Source organism: Fibrella aestuarina BUZ 2 (assembly GCF_000331105.1).
Taxonomy (GTDB): domain Bacteria; phylum Bacteroidota; class Bacteroidia; order Cytophagales; family Spirosomataceae; genus Fibrella; species Fibrella aestuarina.
This window is the reverse complement of the sequence record NC_020054.1, coordinates 1,648,996-1,671,611: the sequence shown is the minus strand read 5'-3', so window position 1 is coordinate 1,671,611 and position 22,616 is coordinate 1,648,996. Positions and strand designations below refer to the sequence as shown.

The window sequence follows — 22,616 nt, the reverse complement described above, 5'->3', positions numbered from 1 at the left end:
GCGGTTCGATCTCCAGACTGCTCACGGCGACGTTATGGACTCATCTTTCCCTTCCACCTCCTCGGGTACCCCGCCCCCAGCCTACCCTTTTTTACAGGGCGGGGGTGAAATGGGGCTGCTTACCCGTCAGTTCGACTGGTCGACAACGTCGCTGGGCGAGCCCGGCGCTTGGTCGTCGAGCCTGCGTACGCTGGTCAATATGATGCTGACCTCGCGGTTCCCCATGCTCATCTTCTGGGGACCCGGGTTGATCACCTTTTACAACGACGCCTTCCGGCCCAGTCTGGGCAACAACGGGAAGCACCCGGCCTCGCTGGGGCAGCGCGGCGAGGTGAGCTGGGCAGAATCGTGGCCCGTCATCGGCCCCATGATTCACGGCATTATGGCGGGTGGTGACGCGGTCTGGTTCGAAGATCAGAAGCTGCCCATCTACCGGGAGGGCGTTATGGACTATGCCTACTGGACGTACAGCTTCAGCCCACTGATCGACGATACGGCCGCCGTGAACGGCGTGCTGGTGACCTGCTCTGAAACCACACAGGCCGTGAAAAGCCGGGACGAACTGGCCGAAAGCGAACAGCGCTACCGTACGCTGGCGGCCGATCTGGAACAACAGGTAGACGGCCGCACCGAGCAGCTTCAGGCCTCGGTGCTCGATCTGCAACGCTCCAACGAAAACCTGCAACAGTTTGCCTACGTGGCCTCCCACGACTTACAGGAGCCGCTCCGCAAGATTCAGTCATTCGGCGATTTGCTTAAAACCCAATACGCCCAACCGTTGGGCGACGGGGTCAAGCACCTCGAGCGGATGCAGTTGGCCGCCAATCGCATGTCGACGCTCATTCGGGATCTGCTCGCCTTTTCGCGCATCTCGACCCGGCAGGAAACCCACGAACGGGTGTCGCTTACTAACCTGTTGAACGCTGTATTGGCCGACCTGGATCTGATCATCAGCGAAGCCGGTGCCGCGGTGGAGGTGGCGCCGCTGCCCACCATTCGGGGCGACACGTCGCAGCTGGGGCAGCTCTTCCAGAATCTGCTGAGCAACGCGCTCAAGTTCCGGCGTGAGGGCGTTGCGCCGGTGGTCAGCGTTCGGTATGAATCGGTGATGTCAGCCAACGTACCTGCGTCGGTAAAACCCACGCGCCACGCGGCTACCTACTACCGAATCGACGTCGCGGACAACGGTATTGGCTTCGACGAAAAATACACCCAACGGATTTTTCAGGTCTTTCAGCGCTTGCACAGCCGGGCCAATTTTCCCGGCACGGGCATTGGACTGGCCATTTGCCAGAAGGTGGCTGAAAACCACGGAGGCACCCTGAGCGCCAGCAGTCAGCCCGATCGGGGGGCTACGTTCAGCGTCTATTTACCGGCCATTTGAGCGCGCAGAACCCCTTTTTGCGCAAAAAGACCGCCTCAAAACTGTGGCGGTCTTTTTAATTAGCATTGGTAGAGCCTCATGCTCCAACCGATATACGGAAAAGGTTTTCGGTTGGATTTCGCCCGGATTCAATTTTAGGTTGTGGTCACGTTGGCCAACGTACCCAGCCACCGCCGAAGCAACGTACCTGACCGACCTTAACGCGCCCGCCGGTTGGCTACTCGCTTTTCTTCGCCGCCTCCACTTTGTGCTCGGTCGGGATGGTCGTGACATCGCGCTCGCGTTCGGTTTGCTCCACATAAACGGCGTAGTCGGCGGGTTCGATTTTGATGCCGTAGTGGTTGGCGTAGGCCTGCGTAAACTCAGCCCCAAAATACAGAATGGCCGCCGTGTAGTAGATCCAGGTCAGAATCACGATAAGCGACCCCGCCGCGCCGTAGGTCGAACTGGTGCCGCTGGTGTCGATGTATAGCCCAATGAGGTAGCGCCCCAGCATGAAGAGTAGCGCCGTGAAGATAGCCCCCCACCGCACGTCTTTCCAGGCAATTTTGGCGTCGGGCAGCACTTTGAAAATGACACCAAACAGCACCGTGATGACGGCGGTACTGATGCAGAAGTTGATGGCGCTGACCAGGTAAACGCTCAGGCCGGGCAAAATGCGGGTCAGCTGATCACTCAGGGCCAGAATCAACCCGTTAATGAGCAACGACACCAGCAGCAAGAATCCCAGGCTGACAATGAGTGACGACGACAGCAGCCGGTCTTTCAGCATCTTGAGCCAGCCCCGTTTCGGTTTGGCCTTCACCCGCCAGATGATGTTGACCGAATCCTGAATTTCAATGAAAATACTGGTGGCCCCAACCAGCAGCGTCACGATGCTCACCGCGAGGGCGGTATTCGTCTTGTTAGACAGCTCTACGCTTTTGATCATGTCCTGAATCTGCTTGGCGGCATCGTTGCCCACCAATCCGTTGATCTGGCCGAAAATCTGACCTCGGATGGCCTCTTCACCCAGAAAAATACTGGCCAGCGAGATCATCAGCACCAGCAGTGGCGAGAGCGAGAAGATGGTGTAATAGGCCAGCGAAGCGCTTAGTTTCAGGCAACGGTCGTCCATAAATCCGTTGAAGGCGTCGCGGAGCACAGTCCAGACGTTGCTGAAAAAGCTCCCTTTCGACGTAGCCGGTGTACTTGTTGTACTTGTCATGGGTATCGAGTCGGCAAAGAGCGTCTTGTAGAATCGGGCCAACAGGTTGCTCATATGCGGTTGGGTTACGTGTTTTGGCAGGAGCCTCGGCACCACATTGGCGCGCGCCGTAGGTGGCTTCCTGCATGAATAACCCGGCTACCCATAAGTTGTTACAGCTGTATTGATTTTACTGAGCCATGCCGGCAGACCACAAAAAAGCCAGCCTACCCGCTGATAGACTGGCTTTTAGGTAAGCTAAAGCGCTGTTTCACGGCGCGAACGGCTATAGTTGCCCGGCCAGCACGGCAATGCCTTCGCTGAACGAACGCGGGTTGTAGCCCAGCACCGTACGGGCCTTATCGATCACGAAACCGGTGCGGGGCGGACGCCGGGCCGTTTGCCGGAACGTGCTCCCATCGGCGGGTTTGATCAGCGATTTGTCGAGGCTGAAATAGTCGGCGGTCTGAATGGCCATCTCGTAGGGCGTCAGCACGTCGCTGCCCGAAATATTGAAGATCCCTTCGGCTTCCTGCCGGGCAATGAGCGCACAACCGGCAGCCAGATCTTCGGCCAGAGTTGGGCTGCGGAACTGATCGGTCACCACGTTGATGGTTTTGCCGTCTTCGAGCGATTTTTTCACCCAGAGGATGATGTTGCTGCGGCTCATGTCGTGCGCAATGCCATACACAAGCACGGTGCGGGCAATGGCCCAGCGCAGTCCTGAGTGCTTCACTACTTTCTCGGCGGCGTATTTGCTCCAACCGTAGAAGCTGATAGGATTCCCCTCGGCTTCTTCGGTGTACGGCCCCGCCGCCCCGTCGAAGATAAAATCCGTCGACACGTGGCAGAGGAAGGCGTTGGTGGCGCGGCAGGCTTCCACGATGTACTCGACGGCGGTTACGTTCTGCGCCCAGCAGGCGTCTTTGTCCAGTTCGCACTTATCCACATCGGTCATCGCAGCGCCGTGGATAACCGCGTCGGGACGTACCTGGCCAATCACGCTGAGTACCTCGTCGCGATTGGTGATGTCCATCGCCAGGTACGTATAGCCATCGGTATGGGGCAGGCGGTTGGCCCCCCGCGCCGTCGCTGTCAGTTCCACATCGGGCTGATTGGCCAGCAGGGCCACCAGTTTTTGTCCAAGCAGGCCATTGGCCCCGGTAATCAGAATCTTCTTCATATGGTTTGACCCTACCCCCGACCCCTCCCCTGTATTTCAGGGGAGGGGGGAGTGCGCTGCCTTTGGGGCGATCCCTGTTGTAGCGCATCCCCCTCCCCTTGGTTAAGGGGAGGGGCCAGGGGTGGGGTGTTATGGTTCGTAGGTGTACTCGTAGAGTTTGGTGATCTTTTTCTTGCGGACCCACTTGCCTTTCACCTGCATCCGGATGTCTTTGAGTGGGCGGTCTTTGGCGTCGCGGGGTTGGCGGGCAATGGCGTCGACCACGTCATACCCGTCCAGAAGCTGCCCAAATACGGTGTAACTACCGTCGAGATGCGGGGTGCCACCAAGGGTTTTGTAGACTTGCTTCTGCTCGTCGGTGTAGATGCGTTCCGGGGCGCGGGTGTGGCCCCGGTCAATCTGTTTTTGCAAGTCTTCGTCGTTCCAGACGCGCCCCTGCACAATATAAAATTGCGCACCGCTCGATGCCTTCTGCGGGTTATTGTCGCGGGCAGCAGCTATGGCTCCTTTGCGGTGAAACAGTGTCGGTAAAAACTCCGCCGGGATGGTATACCCTGCGTCGCCGCTCCCCAGCGCCTGCCCGGCAACGGCCGTTTTCGAGTCGGGATCGCCGCCCTGAATCATGAACTTGTCGATGACCCGGTGAAACAGCACGTTGTTGTAATACCCGTCCTTCACCAGCTTGATAAAGTTGTCGCGGTGCTTCGGCGTTTGCTCAAAGAGAATCAGGTGCATCTTCCCCAGGTCGGTTTTGATCTCCACCAGGTAATCTTTCTTGCGGGTATTCTGCCCAACGGCAACGCTGGCAAGGAGTAAGGCAATACTAATAAGTAAAGGGCGCATAGACTAATGAGTAAGTCGTCGGTTTGCTGTTTACAATCGGCTGTCTGCTGTTTTTCGGTTCCCTGAAAGTCGGCAACGTACTGGCAAACAACGGCCTGATAACAGTGGGCGGCGGACTGTAAACGGTTATAAAATAACTCGGTTGGTGAACGCGTCTTTGAGGCGTTGATCGTGCGTAACCACCACCAGACTCGCCCCGATCTGCTCCGATTGATCACGCAGCAGGCTGATAACCCGGTCGGCGTTGGCGTCGTCGAGGCTCGACGTGGGTTCGTCGGCCAAAATCAGGGTCGGCTGATTCATCATCGCCCGGGCGATGCTCACCCGCTGCTGCTCTCCCTGACTCATCTGCGCCGTTTTCTTGCCCAGTTGCTCCGCAAAGCCGAGCTGGGTCGCCAGTTGTTCGGCGCGGTCGCGGGCCTGCGTTTTGTTGGCCAGGTAATTGGCCAACAGCAGATTGTCCATCACCGACAACGCGCTCACGAAATGCGGTTTTTGGTAAACAAGACCCACGTGCTGCGCCCGAAACGCCGCCGTTTGTGCGGGCGACAGGGTAGTCAGATCCGTATCGTTGATGACCACACGTCCCGCTTCGGGCTTGAGCAGCAGCGCCAGCAAATGCAGAAACGTCGTCTTACCCGTTCCCGACCGGCCCAGAATCAGCAGGGCGTCGCGGTCGGCGCAGTGAACGTCAGGAAACTGAAAGCGTTTGGTGGGGGAATAGGCAAACGTAAGCTGTTGAGTCTTGAGCATAGCCGTTTGGGAACGTACCTGACCGCAAAGGTAGACGGGGAACGGCCAACGAACAATGTACAGGCAGGGATGAATGATGAGGACGAACGATGCATGCCAGGGAAAGGCAACCCCGCCTTACTTTTGCACGCCCACCCATTGGTCACTTACCGTTCACCCCCTTTAGTCCTCGTATGCAACGTATCGCCATTTTCGCTTCCGGTTCGGGCAGCAACGCCGAACAGATTACCCGTCATTTTGCGGCGTCACCCGACGTAACGGTGTCGCTCATTCTGACCAACAACCCCAAGGCCGGGGTGATCGACCGGGCGCGGCGGGGTTTCGGCTGCGCGCAGCACGTGCCGGTGCTGGTGTTCGACCGGCCAGGCTTTTACCAGACCAGCCGGGTAGTCGACCTGCTGCTGGCGCAGGGCATCGATCTGGTGGTGCTCGCGGGGTTTATGTGGCTGGTGCCAGGTACGTTGGTGCAGGCGTTTCCGGGCCAGATCGTCAATGTCCACCCGGCGCTATTACCCAACTTCGGGGGCAAGGGCATGTATGGGCAGCATGTGCACGAAGCTGTTGTGGCGGCGGGCGAAACGCAGTCGGGCATCACCATCCATTTCGTGAATGAGCAGTACGACGAGGGCCAGATTATTTTTCAGGCAACCTGCCCCGTCCTGCCCACCGATACGCCCGACGATGTGGCCCAGAAGGTGCATGAGCTGGAATATGAGCACTACCCCCGCGTCATTGGCGAGGTGCTGACGCAACGTCGGTCTGCAGAGCGGACGGCATAGCCACGTTGCGCATCAGCACCACCCGATTCGACGCATCGACGACCTGCAACCGCAGCGTGCTCTCTTTCGTGGCGGGTAACTCTACCATGAACTCGTTGGCCGATTTGACCAGACTGTCGTAGCAAAGCATCGCGCCGGCGGCCGTATACACGTTGACCGTTACCGGAAACGTAAGGCGGCTAGGCAGCAAGCCCACCGTAATGGCACTCTGCTGAGCGGCGTAGTACCGAACCGCCTGATGTGGCTGACCGGTACTCACCAGCGCCACCACCGACGAATACAGCTTCGTGTTGTCGGCCAGCAGGCAGAACAGCCGGTACCGTTCGGAAGCCAACGGCTGCGCCGAGACAAACTCGTAGGTGTTTTTTCCCGAAGCGGTTTCGTTGCCGCTTACCTGCCCCAGTGGCTCCCAGGTGATGCCATCCGCCGAACGTTCGAGCAGAAACGTTTTATTGACTTGTTTGGGGTGGGTTTGCCATTGTACCCGCACAGTCCCGTCGGCGTCGGGCCGGGCGTTCAGACGTACCCAGGGGCGCACCAATTCGGGGGCCGGGGGCGGGCTTGGTGGCGTGGTCGCTACGGCAGCGACCGCCTTGAGGGAATTGCTGGCTTTACCTTCATACGATACAGCCATGGTGGGTGCGATAAAGCCCTGCGCGCGACTGCCGATTGGTCGGCAGCCAAACAAGGCACACAACAACAGTAGACGTGCAATCATGGGAACGATCAGACACTTTGTTCGTATTGTTCATAGCCCAGATGAATAAAGCGCGACTAACAAGGGGCGATACCACTAAGTAACTACCAGTAAACCAAACATACAACGTCTGTTGTACCGGTGGCAACTGTCGGCCCGCTAAGTGAGTAAATGGTAATACGCTGATTAGGGTGCGCTCTGTTGCACCCCGCGGCTGGGTGTCATTTAGACAGCAAAACCCGGCGGACGGTCAACACCCGGTGGGCTCCGTCGACAATTTGTACCTTGACGGCGCCGTCTTTGGTCGCCGGTATGTCGATCCGAAACTCGTCGGTTTGGGGCGGCAGGTTGTCGTAACAAAGCAACCGGCCCGATTCAGCATACAGGTTGGCCGTAACCGGGTAAATGAGATTCATCGGCTCAATGCCGATCAGCACCACCTGCCCATCGACGCTATAATACAGCACCGGCTGGCTGGCGTGGCGCGGGTTTACGACTGACAACACCGCCGAATAAGGCATACTGCCATCGTCGTGTCGGCTCTGTAACCGGTAAACCGCCATCCGAACAGGGGTCTCATCGATAAACTGATACGCATTGCGCTGTACGGAATCGGTACCGTCTACTTCGCCCAGCGCACTCCAGTCTACCCCGTCGGCTGAACGTTCAACCCGAAACGAGCGGGCCGCTTTAGCGTAGTTGGTCTGCCAGCGTAGTTTTATCTTGCCGTCTGTTTCGACCTGCCCCATCAGACGTACCCACGGCCGCGCCACAGCCGGGGTCACGCTCAGCGCCACGGGCCGGGTTTCGGGCCGGGGGGCGGGGCCTTTCGCTACCGTTTCGTACGTTTCGTGGAACGTCTGAGCGATTCCATCGGGTTGTAGCAGGCACGAGAGCAAACAAAACAACGGTAAGCGAATACTCATGTGAATAAGAGAGGCCGAATTCGTCTGACCTTCGTTGGATAGCGCGTAGTAGGTACCAATAGTAGGTCGGTATCGGTTAACTTAGTTCAATCGCCCGACTGTAGAGCAAACAAACACATTCTCATGAGACTTCCAATTCTTTCGATACGATTTATTGGTTACTTAACAGGGCTATCACTTTGCTTGCTGACGAGCTGTTTCCGGCCAGCCATTCCTATCTCTACCGGCCCTAAATACCCCGTCGAATTGTTTTACGGACAGCAGCAACCTACCCGCCCCTACGAGGAATTGAAGTTTCTGACAATCTCCGACGAGGTGCCCCTGCAGGCCAAGCAGCGGGTGCGCGGCGGCCGGATGCTCGACCGCGGCAATACGATGCTCGACAAAGATGCGCTGATGGGTAAGCTGACGTTGCAGGCACAGCGGCTGGGCGCCGACGCCCTCGTCAACGTCAAGTACCAGTATTATACCACCGCCACTGCCAACGGCTATTCGCTCGAAGGGCTGGCCGTGAAATACAAGCAGGAGTATTCGGCGAATTGATTGCATTGTCGGTAGACGCGTCCGCCCCAAGCGTGACGTTAAGTAGCGTGTTTACGTCTTAGCTAGTTGGTTAACCCAACCGGTTGGCCTGTTTGCGTGCCCACCGCCGCAGTCGTACCTACGCTACATGAGATACCTGTTTATTGCCTTTTGCGCTTGCCTGTATTTACTTTTTCTGGTGGCCTGCACACCGGATGATCCCCAGCCCAAACCCGTTTTAGTCTCGGCAACGCAGCTTGCCGACTACAGTAACGCTGTGTTGCGGCAACTGACAACCACAAACGATTCGCTGGAATACACCCCCGCCGATTACCGGCTTACGATTTACCGGCTCGTTTACCAGACCACGCTCGAAGACGGCAGCGCCGTTGATGCCTCCGGAATCGTGTTTGTGCCCAGCCAGCCCACCCCGCCCCAGAAACCCTACCCGATCCTGAGCTACCAGCACCCAACGGCCTTCTCGAATACAGAGGCGCCCTCGGGTGCCAACTACGGACAGCCGGGCTTTTCTTACAGCCTTTACTTTGCGACTCACGGCTATATCGTGGTAGCGCCCGATTACATTGGCTATGGCGTAGCCGACAAGTTTTCGCATCGGTATGAACACCGACAAACGCTGGCCCAGGCAACGGTCGACATGCTACTGGCCGCCAACGCGTTCCTGGCGCAGAAAGGCATCAGCTATACCCCCCAAACGTTCATGGTTGGCTATTCGGAGGGAGGCTATGCCACGCTATCCGCCCAAAAGCTGATTGAAGAGAAGTACAGCTCGGCCATTCCGTTGGCAGGTACCAGCTGCGGAGCAGGGCCCTACGATATGTCGGGGTTTTTCGAGTACATCACGCACAACCGAACGATAGGCCGCGTAGCCAACTACATTTATACGTGGCAGGTACTGAGCTACAACCGGACTTATGGCCTCAACAAGCCACTTACGTATTATTTCAAATCGCCTTACGCGGAACAGATTACTGAATCGCTGAACAACGCCTGGACGACCGAAACCAGTTTCGACGCGCTCTGCACCGATGCGTTCAAAGCCGATCTCCGCAACCCGACCTCTGCCTTTGCCCAAGCCCTGGCTGACGATGATCTGACCAACTGGACGGCCCAGACGCCTACCCGCCTGATTCACAGCCGGGAAGATGACATTATTCCCTTTCTAACGACCGAGCACACGGCGGCGGCGCTTAAGCAACGGGGCTCCAAAAACGTAAACCTGGTGACCTTACCAACTGGGTATCATGTGGTTGCCGAAGTCAGCTCCATCCGCCGATCGCTGGAATGGTTTCAGCAATTGCGGCAGTAGTCCGTCGGGGTCATAACGCCAGCTTCATGCCTTCATGTGAGGCCACAAAGCCCAGCGACTCGTAGAAGCGACGGGCGTCGGGGCGTTGCTTGTCGGTCGTCAACTGGAGCAGATGGGCGCCCCGTTTGGTGGCTCGCTCGATCGCGTACCGAAAGATGGCCGTGCCGATGCCTTGTCCCCGATACCCCGCCCGAACCCGTACGGCTTCGATCTGCGCCCGCACGCCCCCCTGGTACGTGAGGTACTGAATAAAGCTCAGTTGGAACGTACCCACAATCACGCCGTCCTGGGCCACAACGGTTAGTTCCTGCTGCGGGTCGGTACGAATCCGCTCAAAAGCCGCCAGGTACGTTGCCGGCAAGGGTAGTTGGAAGGCTTCCCGCCGCTGCCCCAACGGATCATCGGCGAGCATACCGACAATGTGGGCCAGATCGGCCTCGGTTGCTAATCGATACTGTAGCGAAGCGGGCGTTGCTGCTGTCATTCGGGTTGGTTGGTGGTTGGTTTTCGGTCGAACAACTCCTGCCGGTAGCGCTCGCAGAAGGGTTGCAATTGGCGAATCAGCGTCGTTGAATCGCCGGGGTAGGCAGGCCGAAACACGCGCCGATTGGCCTGATCGAACAGGGCGTTGGCCCCGCTGCCCAGCGCGTAGCCGATAGCGGCCCCGGCGGCAGCCGAAAAGGTGAGCGTCAGGCCGTACGAAATATCTGACCGGGGTGGGTTTTTCTTCAGTGCTTCGTAGGACACAAACCCGAGCGCCGCCGCCCCAATAGCCGCCCCTGCCACTTGTAGCCGCTTCTTCTGTCGACGCACCACCACCACTTTCCGAATCGTGCTGATCGGCAGGTAGCCATCCTGGTCAAACTGGTTGCGGGCCGAGGTGGCCTGCCGCAGGTACACCCCATACGAATCGACATCCTCAAGCACGCCGTGGAACCGCCGACCGGCGGTGGTAACCACGCGGGCCCGGTAACGATCCGGCCCGGTGGCCTGGGCCAACAGCGGGTTGGCGAGGCCCGTCAGCCCGGTCGTGACCACCCAGCAGCGGAGGAGGAAACGAACCATAGAGCGGCCGGACGATGGTAGGTGACGCATACTTAAATGGGTTACTAAGAGGGAAAGTACCCCGCGAAAATATGGTAACCAAACCACCCGAAATTGGACAGGAATTTTCGCCATACGCCCCGGTCCATTTTTTACGGGTCGAATTCTTAGAAAAGTCTAATAAACACGTTCAATGTTGAGGCGTAATCGCTGATTTATCAAATTTTAACCTTACCTTTGCGCCCGAAAATTGATCACTAACTAACGATTACTCAGACTATATGGTGTCCGTAAGACCCGATGAGGTATCGGCTATCCTTCGTGCCCAGCTTGCCGGGGCGCAAACCGAAGCCGAACTCGAAGAAGTGGGTACGGTGCTGCAGATCGGCGACGGTGTGGCGCGTATCTACGGTTTGTCGAAAGTACAGGCCGGTGAGTTGCTCGCCTTCAACAACGGTTTGCAAGCGCTCGCTCTTAACCTTGAAGAAGATAACGTCGGTGCGGTATTGCTCGGCGATTACTCGGAAGTAAAGGAAGGCGACACCGTTAAGCGCACCAACCAGATTGCCTACGTCAACGTGGGCGAAGGTATCCTGGGCCGTGTGGTAAACACGCTTGGCCTGCCCATCGACGGTAACGGCCCCATCCAGGGCGAAACCTACGCGATGCCCCTCGAGCGGAAAGCACCCGGCGTTATCTACCGCCAGCCGGTAAACGAGCCGCTGCAAACGGGCATCAAGGCCATCGACGCCATGATTCCCATCGGTCGGGGTCAGCGCGAACTGATCATCGGTGACCGCCAGACGGGTAAGACCGCCGTGGCCATCGACACGATCATCAACCAGAAAGAATTTTACGAGAAAGGCGAACCCGTTTACTGTATCTACGTAGCCTGCGGCCAGAAAGCCTCGACGATCAAGCAGATCGAAGCGACGCTGCGGAAAGCCGGTGCGATGGATTACACCGTAATCGTTGCCGCTGCCGCCTCTGACCCCTCACCGATGCAGTTCTTCGCGCCGTTTACGGGTGCCGCTATCGGTGAGTATTTCCGCGACACGGGCCGCCCCGCTCTCGTGGTATACGATGACCTGTCAAAACAGGCCGTTGCTTACCGGGAGGTATCGCTGCTGCTGCGTCGCCCGCCAGGCCGCGAAGCCTACCCCGGTGACGTATTCTACCTGCACAGCCGCCTGCTTGAGCGGGCCGCCAAGGTAAACGCCAACGACGACATTGCCCGGAACATGAACGACCTGCCCCCGAGCCTGAAAGACAAGGTGAAAGGTGGTGGTTCACTGACGGCCCTGCCGATCATCGAAACCCAGGCCGGTGACGTATCAGCCTATATTCCGACCAACGTAATCTCGATCACCGACGGTCAGATCTTCCTGGAGTCGAACCTGTTCAACGCCGGTATCCGCCCGGCCATTAACGTAGGTATCTCGGTATCACGCGTAGGTGGTAACGCGCAGATCAAGTCGATGAAGAAAGTGGCGGGTACGCTGAAGCTCGATCAGGCGCAGTTCCGCGAGCTGGAAGCGTTTGCCAAGTTCGGTTCTGACCTTGACGCCTCGACCAAGCTGACAATCGACCGGGGCCGCCGGAACCAGGAGATGCTGAAGCAGCCGCAATACTCACCCGTACCGGTTGAGCAGCAGGTTGCCATCATCTACGCCTCGACAAACGGCCTGCTCGACAAAGTACCCGTCGACAAGGTGAAGACATTTGAATCGGAGTTCAACATGTTGCTCGAATCGCAGCATGCCGACGCGCTGACCGACCTCCGCAAGGGCAACCTGAGCGACACGGCCACTGCCGCCATCCGTAAAGTAGCTGCTGACCTGTCAGCGCGGTATTAAGAAACACGTTCAAGGTTTACAGTTCAAGGTTCAGGTTGACTTTCTGAAAGTCAACCTGAACCTTGGATAGTGAACTTTAAACTATCCAATCATGCCCAGTTTAAAGGAAGTACGCAACCGGATTGTGTCGGTCAACTCGACGCAGCAGATCACTAAAGCCATGAAAATGGTGGCGGCGGCCAAGCTGCGGCGAGCACAGGACGCGATTACGCAGATGCGCCCTTACGCCCAGAAATTGAGCGAAATGCTCGGTACGGTATCGGCCGGTGCCGAAGCCGCCGCCGACAGCCCCTACAAGCAGGTACGTCCGATCCAGAACGTCTTGCTGATTCTGGTGACGTCGGACCGGGGTCTTTGTGGTGCGTTCAACACCAACGTGGTGAAAGCCGCCGTGGCCCGCGTCAACGAGCGGTATGCCGAACAGGCACGCCGGGGCAACGTGAAGGTCATGGCCATCGGCAAGAAAGGTGGTGAGGGCATGCAGCGTCGGGGTTTCAGCGTCAACACCAACCACATTGACACCTTTGGTTCACTGAGCTTCTCGACCGTCCGCGAGGCGGCTGAAGAAGCGATGGACGCGTTCGTGGCTGGTCAGTTCGACGTGGTCGAGATCGTCTACAACGAATTCAAAAACGTAGCCACGCAGGTTATTCGCGTGGAGCAAATGTTGCCGATCGTGCCGACGCCTGCGCCCGCGGGTGTAACGGCCAACGTGAATTACACGTTTGAGCCCGACGAAGAGCAAATCGTTTCGGAACTGATTCCAAAAACATTAAAAATTCAGCTGTACAAAGCCGTGCTGGAATCCAACGCCTCGGAACATGGTGCGCGGATGACAGCGATGGACAAAGCCACCGAAAACGCCGGTGAGCTGCTGAAAGAGCTGAAACTCGTTTACAACCGTACGCGTCAGGCCGCCATTACGAAAGAGATTCTCGAAATCGTGGGTGGAGCCGAAGCGCTTGCCAGTGAGTAAATTTGATTTAGTACGACACCAATATACATTCGGAAACCCGCTGCCAGCCTTGGTAGCGGGTTTTTTGCGTAATTGGCGGTAGCTTCCGTATCCATGCTACGCCCGCCGTAGCGTATGCCCGTAACTACCCTTCCATGACTGCCCGCGCCGCGCTGACGCCAGCATCCTATTTTTTGCTGCGCACGCCTTCCCTGCCGATCAACACGGTCGACGACCTCCACCACGACCCGTCGGTATGTTTGCCCCGGCTGTGGCGCGACCGCTGGTTCAACGACGCCCTTTTTGTGTCGTCGCCGGCCCTGCATACCAGCATTCAGCTGCACCTCGACCAGCACGGTTGGCCCCTGCCGCCTTCCCTGCTTCGGCCACTGACCAACTACGTGCTGCGGATCAGCACCCGGTCGACGCCTTTCGGCCTGATGGCGGGCTGTTCGGTGGGTTCCGTTGACCTGGCCCTATCACAGGTACGGTTACAACCCCTTGCCCAACGGGCGGTCCTCTTTCGGCGGCTCGACATGGACTGCGTTGCCCGGCTGGTACAACAGCTGCTGCTTGAGCCAGCCATCCGGCAGCAGGTCCGGTTTTTTACCAATAACAGCCACTATACCATCGGCGATGAATTGCGCTACATCGAGTGCGACAACAGTGGCGCCCAACGACGCTATTTCGTCAGTGCCGTTGGCCATTCGCCATCGTTGCAGGCGTTGCTCGATGAAGCCGTCAGCGGGCGCACGATCGGGCAGCTCATGGACTGGCTGGTTGCCGATGGCCACACGCCCGACCTGGCTCAACACGTTGTAGCGCAACTGATCGACAGCCAACTGATTGTTAGTGAGTTGGAGCCCGAGCTAACCGGGGGCGCTATGCTGCCCCTGCTGCGGGCTAAACTGGTTCCGTTGACCGGTACGGAAGCCATTGTGGCGATGCTCAATCAGGTAGAGCAGCTACTGAGTCGTTCAGACCTGACCGCCTCAGCCGTACAGGAGCAGGTCCGGCAGGCGCTCGCGCCCTATCTGTCCGCCAATACGACAACGCACCTGATCCAGACGGATCTGTTCATTCGGACAACGGTCAACCAGCTTAGTGAGCGGGTTGTCTCGACGATTACCGACCAGCTGGGTACGTTGCTCCCCCTGAATCAACCCCGCGCCATACCGGCGTTTCGGGCGTTTGTGCGGCGTTTTCAGGACCGGTACGATGGCCGCGAAATCCCCCTGTTGGAAGCACTGGACGGCGAATTTGGCGTGGGCTACGGCACCACGGCGGGCAGCCAAACCGTTTATGCGCCCCTGACTGATGGGTTACAGTTCCCCGCACCACCCACCGACAGGCAGGTGACGTGGGGCGCTTTCGACGAACTGGCCCTGAAAAAATGGGCGCAGGCGCTGCGTACGGGGCAACTGGCTGTCGAGTTGACACTGGACGAACTGGCTGCGCTACCCAAGCCCACACCGCCACCCGCCAGTGCCTACGTAGCAGGCAACCTGTTGAGTGCTTCAGAAGCCGACCTCGATAAGGGGGACTTTCAGTTTAATCTATTGGCCACCGGGGGACCGTCTGCTGCCAACTTGCTGGGCCGGTTTTGTGCTCATTCGCCTGAGTTGACAGCCCACGTTCAGGCCAGTCTGGCAGAGGAAGCCCTGCACGAACCCGACACCCTGTTTGCCGAGGTTGTACACTGGCCCGACGACCGGCTGGGCAATGTCCTGATCCGGCCCGCGTTTCGGCCCTACGAGATTCCGTACATCAGCCGGGCATCGGTGGGGCCGGAGCAACAGTTGCCAGCTAGCGATCTGCTGGTTTCGGTAGGCCCCGACGGACTGGTGCGGCTGCGCTCCCGGCGCTATAACCGCCCGGTTGTGCCGCGGCTGTCCAATGCCCACAATTACCAGCACGGGCTGAGCGTCTACCAGTTTCTGGCCGATTTGCAGCATCAGCACGCCACCATGACCCTTCGGTGGCACTGGGGCCTGCTGGACGGGCAGGCGTTTTTGCCCCGTATCACGTTCAAAAACCTCATACTCTGCCGCGCCAACTGGACACTGCCCGTTGCCTCGCTCCCACTGACGACGCCGGGCGACCTGGCACATCATCTGCAAACGAACCAGCATGCACCCCGCTGGATTGCGCTGGCGCAGGGCGATAATGAATTGGTCATTGACCTGTCGTCGACGGTAGGGCAACAGACGTTGTTCGACGAAGCCAAACGGCTGACTACCCTGCGACTGGTCGAATGGCTGGCCACGCCCGAACACTGTTGGCTGACCGACGGCGATCAACGGTTTGTGCAAGAATTAGTGCTGCCGATTTCGTATCAGCCGGTGACGGCCACCCCACCAAAAGCGCCACTTGAGGCGACCGCTACCCCACTGCTACCGCGCTCGTTTGCGCCGGGCAGTGCGTGGTTGTACGTAAAACTGTACACAGGTGCCTACTATGCCGACGAGCTACTCGCGGCTGTGGTGACGCCCCTGTTGCAGGAATGGTACCAGACCGAACAGATCACGGCCGGGTTCTTCATCCGCTATTACGACCCCGATTTTCACCTCCGGCTGCGGGTTCACAGCGAGCGGGTTGGCTTCACGGGTCCTCTGCTCGACCGGTTGCATGAACGCCTCGCGCCGTATCTGACGGCGGGCATTGTGCATCGGGTGCAGATCGACACCTACGAGCGGGAAGTGGAACGGTATGGGGCGGCAACGATGGCGTTGAGCGAGCAACTTTTTTCGGCGGATAGCCTAACGGCGCTAACGTACCTGGCCGAGCAGCCAGACCCCGCCGACCGCTGGCTCTTTGCCCTACAAAGCTGCGATGCCCTACTGACCGACTTCGCGGTTGACCTGGCCACCAGGACCAGTCTGCTCCAGACCCTGCAAGCCCAGTTTCTGGCCGAGCACCACGCCGACCAGGCGTTGCGTAAGCAGTTGAACGACCGCTTTCGGGCCCAGCAACGCCTGATTGAACAGAGGCTGGCCGATCCGAACGTACCCAGCCTGAGCGACCGATCGGCGGGGTTGGGTACGTTGGTCGACCAGATCCGTGCTGCTTGCGGCGCTAATCCTACCGGCCCCTCCCTCCTGTCGCTGCTGGCTAGCTACCTGCACATGACGCTCAACCGGCTATTTACGTCGGCGCACCGCCAGCAGGAAATGGTCGTTTATCATTTTCTGGCTCGCTACTATGAGTCCCAATTGGCTCGCCAGCGGAAAGGGCATGCACAAGGCGCGAAAACGCCGTCGAGCAATGGCTGATTTTACCGATTGTCCCCATACCAGTTGTTTATATGATACGACTATTGTTTATTACCGGTGACTGTCTACACCATTGATAACCAACCGACTTGTTTTTCAGATGGCTTCAGTCGACCAATTGCGAACTACCAGATCATAGCCGTTCTCTTCTCGCCCAAACTCCATTGGTTGGTACCTATGCTAAACGTCTACACCCTTGACGATGAGCAGGCGTCTATCGACGTCATTGATCATCACATCTCAAACATTCCGTTTCTGGTCAGTTGTGGGAGTTCGACCGATCCCGTCGCGGGGCTAATCGACCTGCAGACCAAACCCATCGACGTGCTCTTTCTGGACATTCAGATGCCCAAGCTATCAGGCATCGATGTGCTGAAACTGCTGGGTGGCCGCACCAAAGTGGTGCTGATGAGCGCTTACACGCAATATGCGGTGGATGCTTTCGAGCATAACGTGGTCGATTACCTGCTCAAGCCCATCAGTTTCGACCGTTTTTTCAAGGCGGCTCAGCGGCTGGAGAAATACATGGTTCCGAATGTGCCCGCCCCGGTAGCCCCACCGGCCGCTGCTCCTGCTGAGGAAGATTTCATTTTCGTGAAAGTAGACGTGAAGGGCAAATACGCCAAAGTCAATTTTGCCGATATCACGTACGTCGAAGGGCTTAAAAATTACCTGTCGATTTACCTCACGAAAGGGCGGGTGATCACGCATATGCCCATCAAAGAGCTAGAAGAGCAGCTGGTGAACCGGGGCTTCATCCGGGTGCATAAATCGTATATTGTGGCGCTCAGCAGCATCAGCATGGTTGAGGGCAACCAGATCATTTTAAGCGACAATCGGCAGGTCCCGCTGGGCGAAACCTACCGATTACCTTTCTTCACGATGCTCGAAACGCGCATGGTCAACAGCCAGCGCCGCTAACCCTACCGAACGCTCAGTTCATCATCGACATCGACGTAGAGCGACACCATCCGGTCGGCAGGTACGTTGCCCGCCACGAGCAGATGGGCCAGCGGATCGATTACCCGTTGCTGCACCACCCGTTTCAGCGGCCGTGCCCCAAAGGCCGGATCGTAGCCCTCGGCGGCCAGCTTCTGGTAGGCCTCGGGTGATACCGTCAGATGGAGTTCCTGTTGCTCAAGGCGGTGCTGTAGCTGTTTCAGCTGGCCCGCCAGAATCTGTTCAATCACCGACTCAGACAGCGGGTTGAAGAGCACGATCTCATCGATTCGGTTGATGAATTCGGGTCGCATCACGGTTTGCAGTTCCTGCACCACAGCTTGCCGCAACGCCCGTTCGTCGGTGGCGGGTTGAAGCGCGTTGGCCCGGATGATAGCGCTGCCCAGATTGGCCGTCATGATGACGATGGTATTCTTGAAATCGACCACGCGCCCCTTGTTGTCGGTGAGGCGGCCATCGTCCAGAATCTGCAACAGGATGTTCCAAACGTCGGGGTGTGCCTTTTCGATTTCGTCGAGCAGCACAATGCTGTACGGTTTGCGCCGAACGGCCTCGGTGAGTTGCCCGGCTTCGTCGTAGCCCACCAGTCCCGGCGCGGCCCCAATCAGGCGGCTCACTGTTTGCCGTTCCTGGTATTCACTCATGTCGATGCGGACCAGCGACTGCTCATTGTTGAAGAGCGCTTCGCCCAGCGCTTTGGCCAGTTCGGTTTTACCCACGCCCGTTGGACCCAGAAACAGGAAGCTGCCGATGGGCCGTTTGGGGTCCTGCAAGCCCGTTCTGGACCGGCGCACGGCATTAGCCACCGACCGGATGGCGGCGGGCTGACCAGCCACGCGCTGAGCCAGTTCGCTATCCAGGTCCTGTAGTTTCTGCTGTTCGGTTTGCAGCATCCGGCTTGCGGGAATGCCCGTCCAGCGGGTCACGATGGCGGCAATTTCGGCGGGTGTCACTTCTTCGTTGATCAGCGGCGCGGCCAGGGCTTCGGCGGTGAGTTGCCGAAGTCGGGTTTCGGCGTCGGGAATAAGCTGGTAGCGCAGTTCGGCCAGACGGGCGTAATTGGCCTGCCGTTCGCTTTGCTCCACGTCGGTGCGGTACTGATCAAGTAGCGACTTTAGGTTACGTATAGAGAGTAACGTTTGTTTCTCGCGTTCCCATTGGCCCAGCCGTTCGTCGCGTTGCGCCGTCAGGTCGGCCAGCGTATCGGTCAATACTTTTTCTTTCTGCGTTTTTTTCTCCCGCCGGATGGCCTCCCGTTCGATTTCGAGCTTGACGATCCGCCGGTTCAGTGCGTCGAGTTCCTGGGGCAGTGCTTCCGTTTCGATGCGCAGTTTGGCCCCGGCTTCGTCGATCAGGTCGATGGCCTTGTCGGGCAGGTAGCGGTCATTGATATAACGGGCCGACAGCTCAACGGCGGCAATGATGGCGTCGTCCTGGATCAGCACACCGTGGTGCAGTTCAAACTTTTCCTTCACCCCGCGCAGGATACTTATGGCATCGTCGATGTCGGGCTCGTTGACGCGCACGGGCTGAAACCGCCGTTCGAGCGCTTTGTCTTTCTCGATGTATTTCTGGTACTCATCGAGCGTGGTAGCGCCGATGGTGCGGAGTTCGCCCCGGGCCAACGCTGGTTTCAGCAGGTTGGCCGCATCGAGCGCGCTGTTGTTGCCGCTGCCGGTTCCCACGAGCGTGTGGATTTCGTCGATGAACAGAATAACCGACCCGTTGGACGCTGCCACTTCCTGCACCACGGCTTTCAGGCGCTCTTCAAATTCGCCTTTGTAACTCGCCCCGGCCATGAGCAGGCCCATGTCCAGGCTGACAATGGTTTTGTCGGCCAGCACCGCAGGTACGTCGCCCTGCACGATTCGGCGCGCCAGACCCTCCACAATGGCGGTTTTCCCAACGCCGGGTTCACCCACCAGTACCGGGTTGTTTTTGCCCCGCCGACTCAGAATCTGCAACAGCCGCCGCACCTCTTCGTCGCGCCCGACAACGGGGTCGATACCCCCCTGTTGCGCCCGCTCGGTCAGGTTGATGCCGTACCGCAGCAACGCCTGATAGCTCTTGTCGGCGGAGGCGCTCTGCACCGTTTTGGCCGGGCCGCGCAGGCTTTTAATCGCCTCTTTGACGGCATTGCTTCGCAGGCCAGCTTCGTGCATGAACTTGGCGGCCAGGTCGTTGCCTTCGAGCAACCCCAGCAGCAGCAGTTCGACGCTCACAAACTCGTCGTTGAACTCGGTCAGCAACCCACGCGCCCGGCGGATAGCGTTGGAGGCGTCCAGACCGATGAACGGGTCGCCACCCGTAACACGCGGGTAGAGCTTCATGACCGCGTCGAGTTTCTCGCTCAACAGGGGAAGGCGGGCGCCACATTTGTCGAAGAGAAACGTGCAGGTCTCGGTGTCGTGTTGCAGGATGGCTTTCAGCAGATGACCCGCTTCGATGGCCTGTTGCCCACCCTGTTTGGCCAGTTGCGCGGCCTGCCGAATCATTTCCTGCGCTTTATACGTACAGAAGTCAAATTTCATAGAACAAGGCAAAAGAGGTTAGACAAGAAAGGACGATGCATAGGCCGCCGTAGGGGCCGCGTTCAGGGCTTCGTCGGGCAGCGACAGGCGGATGATCCGGCGCTGCTGGAATACCCGCAGGAGTTCGTCGACGGTTTGCCGGTCGTGCCGTTGCCACAACTGACCCAGCGTCGGACCGGCGGCAAACCAGTCGACCCAATCGGCGGCTTTGTCGGTCAGGGCCAGTGGTTGCCGGTAGCGTTTGAACTGAAGCTGTTGCCCGCCCGACGGCACGGCTACGCGCCGGGCCACGGCCGGTGAAAGCGCCACCCGGACCTGCGGCAGAAGGTAATCAGCGTAGGCTTGTTCCGTTCCCTGCCAGTAAAGCCGTTTTGCCGCCCATTGCCAGCCCAGCAACCAGACTGCTGCCGGCGAGGGCGCTTCGTCGAGCCCCCGGTCGTCGATCAGAATAGTTGGTTGCTGAGCCAACGTACCCAGCTCGGTGGTGAGCAGGTTGGTGAGCAGTGCCCGGAGCCGGTCGGATTGTGGCCCCACCACGGCGGGTTGGCTGGGTACGTTGGTCGTGCCTACCAGCAACCAGCCGTTGCCCGCTACGGTCTCACAGCCGGGCCGTTGACTGGCGTGCACAAAGACACAGGGCGTCCCCGACAGTTCCGTGCTCAGGTCCCGATTCAGCACGGCCCCCAGGGCGATAATCCGCTCCACGAAGGCCTGTGCCGTTGCCTCCACACGGTCGGTGGGGGGCGGCAGGCGATGGGTGTTCAGGATGGCGGTCAGCGTACGGCCGCCCACAGCTTCCGGGTACGTTGCCGCGGCCCAGTGGAGCGCCGCCTGCACCCACTCGCGGAAACAGGCGTCGGGTTCGTTCTGATCGTGCCGGAGCAGGGCGCGGCAGACGTGCACATACACCAGATCGCTCTCCGACCGGTTGCCCAGCGTGGTAGCAAAGGCCCGTTCGTAATAAGCCTCGGCGTTGACCAGATCACCCACCGATTTGTAGAGGCGGGCCTGATTGATGGAGTTGATGTAGGTAAGGCGAAAATCTTCGTCCGGCACCGTCTGATGAAGCGCCTCAATGCCTTTTTCTAGCCGGAAGGCCTGGTCGGCGTCGCCCATCCGGTAATGCAGAAACGCCTGGATGTTATCGAAATACGCTTTTTCGAGCGGGGCAATGGTAGGCTCCTGATAGGCAGAAGCCAGTTCAAACTGCCGTTTGGCGTCGGGTAGCCGGTTGGTCATGGCGAGTCCCCAGCCAATAGCCTGATGCAGAAACGACCGGATGCCGGTGGGCAGCGCGGCGGCGGGTTCGGCTTCGGCAGCAGCATCGGCAAACCGCATGGTGGCAATGCGCATGCCCTGCAACTGCGCCAGCAACACCCCGCGCATAATAGGCAGTTGGGCAGCGGCTACGCAGCGTACGGCCAGTTGGATGGCGATATCAGCACAGCCCGCCCCAAACAGTTGCCAGGCCTGCCCCATCAGGGCCGAGTCGGGCTGGTTGTGGTATTGCCAGAAAGCCAGCAACGGGCGGCCAAACAATGGGTTTGGCGGCATGTCGGCGGGCGGGGTAGCGATAGGGCGGTATTCAGGTTTGAGCAGGTGTTGCCCGCCCGACAGGGTTACCCAGGCGTCGGCACGAGCCGAGGTGCGGGGCGCAAGCTGATACGATTCGTCGGCCAGCAGCGAGGGCGTGTAGGCCAGCAGGTGCGTGAGCGGCGCTGGTTTGTGCAACGATGGGGTCACACCAGCCGGGTACGTGATGTGCCAGAATCCATCGCCGGGTTGGGGACGGGCGTTATCCGTATCCAGTAGCAGCAGCTTGTGCGATGCATGCGTTTCGAGCCACTGCGCCAACAGGTACACGAAAGCCGCGTTGTCGGCACCGAAGGTATAAGTTGCCCGTGGCAGCAGCACCACGATCGTGTGGGGCGGCAGGGTGGCCAGCGCAGGTGCCAGATGCTCCAGGGCATCGACGGCGTTGATCAGGGCTTTATCCCCGGCAGCTTCAGCGTCGATACCCCGCCCGACCAGATCGCCGTAGGCCAGCGATGAGGGCGTGGGTCCGCTGGCGGGTGGCGGAAGGAGTGGGTGTTGCAGCTGACGAGCCAGTTCGCTGGCGATGTGCTGCGCCTGCCAGGCCCCGTAGGTCAGATCGGTGGCGAGCAACGCGCTGGGCCAGCCCTGTTCGGTAAGCCATTCCGTGAGGTGCGCCCAATGGCTGGCACCAAGCCCAACCAGCTCAAGGGGGCGGGTGTGGCGGCTAATTCGTTGAGACATGGTGGTCTGTGTTTAGTGCAGCCCGAAGTTGATCTACTTCCATACAGACTCCCATTTTTTTACACCTACCCCCGCATTCACCCGCTCAACCAGCCCATTGTCGGCGTTAGTTGAACGG

At 58.8% G+C, this 22,616-nt stretch carries 18 protein-coding genes; 8 read left to right on the top strand and 10 right to left on the bottom strand.

Going from position 1 to position 22,616, the window contains the following annotated elements:
- Positions 1-34: 34 nt before the first annotated feature.
- Positions 35-1,384, top strand: coding sequence for a sensor histidine kinase (locus tag FAES_RS28870; protein ID WP_065814292.1), 1,350 nt, complete (start codon positions 35-37; stop codon positions 1,382-1,384).
- 217 nt (positions 1,385-1,601) lie between these two features.
- On the opposite strand, the gene FAES_RS06775 is transcribed toward FAES_RS28870, so the two are convergent.
- From FAES_RS06775 to FAES_RS06760, 4 genes are all read right to left on the bottom strand, one after another.
- On the bottom strand, positions 1,602-2,591 hold the full coding sequence (locus tag FAES_RS06775; RefSeq protein WP_051054377.1) for a YihY/virulence factor BrkB family protein: 990 nt from the start codon (positions 2,589-2,591) through the stop codon (positions 1,602-1,604).
- 265 nt (positions 2,592-2,856) lie between these two features.
- Entirely contained in the window at positions 2,857-3,753 is an 897-nt protein-coding gene (locus FAES_RS06770) for an SDR family oxidoreductase (protein WP_015330461.1), read from the bottom strand.
- Positions 3,754-3,882: 129 nt separating this feature from the next.
- Positions 3,883-4,596, bottom strand: coding sequence for a peptidylprolyl isomerase (locus FAES_RS06765; protein WP_015330460.1), 714 nt, complete (start codon positions 4,594-4,596; stop codon positions 3,883-3,885).
- A 126-nt stretch (positions 4,597-4,722) separates the two neighbouring features.
- Positions 4,723-5,349, bottom strand: coding sequence for an ABC transporter ATP-binding protein (locus tag FAES_RS06760; RefSeq protein ID WP_015330458.1), 627 nt, complete (start codon positions 5,347-5,349; stop codon positions 4,723-4,725).
- 173 nt (positions 5,350-5,522) lie between these two features.
- Between FAES_RS06760 and purN the strand changes: the two genes are divergently transcribed.
- Complete coding sequence (purN, locus tag FAES_RS06755; protein ID WP_041257617.1) at positions 5,523-6,128, top strand: phosphoribosylglycinamide formyltransferase; 606 nt, start codon at positions 5,523-5,525, stop codon at positions 6,126-6,128.
- Here the strand turns inward: purN and FAES_RS06750 are convergent.
- Positions 6,079-6,846: a hypothetical protein gene (locus FAES_RS06750; protein WP_015330456.1), complete on the bottom strand. Its 768-nt coding sequence runs from the start codon at positions 6,844-6,846 to the stop codon at positions 6,079-6,081. The genes purN and FAES_RS06750 overlap by 50 nt on opposite strands.
- 200 nt (positions 6,847-7,046) lie before the next feature.
- Positions 7,047-7,751, bottom strand: coding sequence for a hypothetical protein (locus FAES_RS06745; protein ID WP_015330455.1), 705 nt, complete (start codon positions 7,749-7,751; stop codon positions 7,047-7,049).
- 183 nt (positions 7,752-7,934) lie between these two features.
- On the opposite strand from FAES_RS06745, the gene FAES_RS06740 reads away from it, so the two are divergent.
- Both FAES_RS06740 and FAES_RS06735 read left to right on the top strand, forming a co-directional pair.
- Positions 7,935-8,294 (top strand): hypothetical protein, encoded by a 360-nt coding sequence (locus FAES_RS06740; RefSeq protein ID WP_229364436.1) that lies wholly within the window; start codon positions 7,935-7,937, stop codon positions 8,292-8,294.
- 127 nt (positions 8,295-8,421) lie between these two features.
- A complete protein-coding gene (locus FAES_RS06735) occupies positions 8,422-9,603 on the top strand; it encodes an alpha/beta hydrolase family protein (RefSeq protein ID WP_015330453.1) in 1,182 nt (393 codons plus the stop codon).
- Between the two features lie 10 nt (positions 9,604-9,613).
- Here the strand turns inward: FAES_RS06735 and FAES_RS06730 are convergent, their stop codons facing one another.
- Complete coding sequence (locus FAES_RS06730) at positions 9,614-10,087, bottom strand: GNAT family N-acetyltransferase (protein WP_015330452.1); 474 nt, start codon at positions 10,085-10,087, stop codon at positions 9,614-9,616.
- Positions 10,084-10,668 carry a hypothetical protein gene (locus tag FAES_RS06725; RefSeq protein WP_041257615.1) on the bottom strand — a complete coding sequence of 195 codons (585 nt, stop codon included), beginning with the start codon at positions 10,666-10,668 and terminating at the stop codon, positions 10,084-10,086. The genes FAES_RS06730 and FAES_RS06725 overlap by 4 nt, the downstream gene beginning before the upstream one ends.
- Positions 10,669-10,928: 260 nt before the next feature.
- On the opposite strand from FAES_RS06725, the gene atpA reads away from it, so the two are divergent.
- From atpA to FAES_RS06705, 4 genes are all read left to right on the top strand, one after another.
- The gene (atpA, locus tag FAES_RS06720; RefSeq protein ID WP_015330450.1) at positions 10,929-12,503 is read left to right on the top strand and encodes a F0F1 ATP synthase subunit alpha; all 1,575 of its coding nucleotides are present in this window, start codon (positions 10,929-10,931) and stop codon (positions 12,501-12,503) included.
- A gap of 91 nt (positions 12,504-12,594) precedes the next feature.
- Positions 12,595-13,479, top strand: coding sequence for an ATP synthase F1 subunit gamma (gene atpG / locus FAES_RS06715; protein WP_015330449.1), 885 nt, complete (start codon positions 12,595-12,597; stop codon positions 13,477-13,479).
- A 134-nt stretch (positions 13,480-13,613) separates the two neighbouring features.
- Complete coding sequence (locus FAES_RS06710) at positions 13,614-16,730, top strand: lantibiotic dehydratase (protein ID WP_015330448.1); 3,117 nt, start codon at positions 13,614-13,616, stop codon at positions 16,728-16,730.
- 177 nt (positions 16,731-16,907) lie between these two features.
- Positions 16,908-17,651, top strand: a complete 744-nt coding sequence (locus tag FAES_RS06705; protein ID WP_015330447.1) for a LytR/AlgR family response regulator transcription factor — start codon at positions 16,908-16,910, stop codon at positions 17,649-17,651.
- Between the two features lie 2 nt (positions 17,652-17,653).
- On the opposite strand, the gene FAES_RS06700 is transcribed toward FAES_RS06705, so the two are convergent.
- Both FAES_RS06700 and FAES_RS06695 read right to left on the bottom strand, forming a co-directional pair.
- Complete coding sequence (locus FAES_RS06700; protein ID WP_015330446.1) at positions 17,654-20,221, bottom strand: ATP-dependent Clp protease ATP-binding subunit; 2,568 nt, start codon at positions 20,219-20,221, stop codon at positions 17,654-17,656.
- A gap of 18 nt (positions 20,222-20,239) precedes the next feature.
- Positions 20,240-22,498: a tetratricopeptide repeat protein gene (locus tag FAES_RS06695; protein ID WP_015330445.1), complete on the bottom strand. Its 2,259-nt coding sequence runs from the start codon at positions 22,496-22,498 to the stop codon at positions 20,240-20,242.
- Positions 22,499-22,616 lie beyond the last annotated feature (118 nt).

Bases quoted from the DNA above. Each gene is read 5' to 3' on its own strand.
- FAES_RS06700 (WP_015330446.1), bottom strand. From the start codon at position 20,221: ATGAAATTTGACTTCTGTACGTATAAAGCGCAGGAAATGATTCGGCAG.
- FAES_RS06735 (WP_015330453.1), top strand. From the start codon at position 8,422: ATGAGATACCTGTTTATTGCCTTTTGCGCTTGCCTGTATTTACTTTTT.
- FAES_RS06730 (WP_015330452.1), bottom strand. From the start codon at position 10,087: ATGACAGCAGCAACGCCCGCTTCGCTACAGTATCGATTAGCAACCGAG.
- FAES_RS06765 (WP_015330460.1), bottom strand. From the start codon at position 4,596: ATGCGCCCTTTACTTATTAGTATTGCCTTACTCCTTGCCAGCGTTGCC.
- FAES_RS06725 (WP_041257615.1), bottom strand. From the start codon at position 10,668: ATGGTTCGTTTCCTCCTCCGCTGCTGGGTGGTCACGACCGGGCTGACG.
- FAES_RS06705 (WP_015330447.1), top strand. From the start codon at position 16,908: ATGCTAAACGTCTACACCCTTGACGATGAGCAGGCGTCTATCGACGTC.
- FAES_RS28870 (WP_065814292.1), top strand. From the start codon at position 35: ATGGACTCATCTTTCCCTTCCACCTCCTCGGGTACCCCGCCCCCAGCC.
- atpA (WP_015330450.1), top strand. From the start codon at position 10,929: ATGGTGTCCGTAAGACCCGATGAGGTATCGGCTATCCTTCGTGCCCAG.
- FAES_RS06775 (WP_051054377.1), bottom strand. From the start codon at position 2,591: ATGACAAGTACAACAAGTACACCGGCTACGTCGAAAGGGAGCTTTTTC.
- FAES_RS06750 (WP_015330456.1), bottom strand. From the start codon at position 6,846: ATGATTGCACGTCTACTGTTGTTGTGTGCCTTGTTTGGCTGCCGACCA.
- FAES_RS06710 (WP_015330448.1), top strand. From the start codon at position 13,614: ATGACTGCCCGCGCCGCGCTGACGCCAGCATCCTATTTTTTGCTGCGC.
- FAES_RS06695 (WP_015330445.1), bottom strand. From the start codon at position 22,498: ATGTCTCAACGAATTAGCCGCCACACCCGCCCCCTTGAGCTGGTTGGG.
- FAES_RS06745 (WP_015330455.1), bottom strand. From the start codon at position 7,751: ATGAGTATTCGCTTACCGTTGTTTTGTTTGCTCTCGTGCCTGCTACAA.
- FAES_RS06760 (WP_015330458.1), bottom strand. From the start codon at position 5,349: ATGCTCAAGACTCAACAGCTTACGTTTGCCTATTCCCCCACCAAACGC.
- FAES_RS06770 (WP_015330461.1), bottom strand. From the start codon at position 3,753: ATGAAGAAGATTCTGATTACCGGGGCCAATGGCCTGCTTGGACAAAAA.
- atpG (WP_015330449.1), top strand. From the start codon at position 12,595: ATGCCCAGTTTAAAGGAAGTACGCAACCGGATTGTGTCGGTCAACTCG.
- purN (WP_041257617.1), top strand. From the start codon at position 5,523: ATGCAACGTATCGCCATTTTCGCTTCCGGTTCGGGCAGCAACGCCGAA.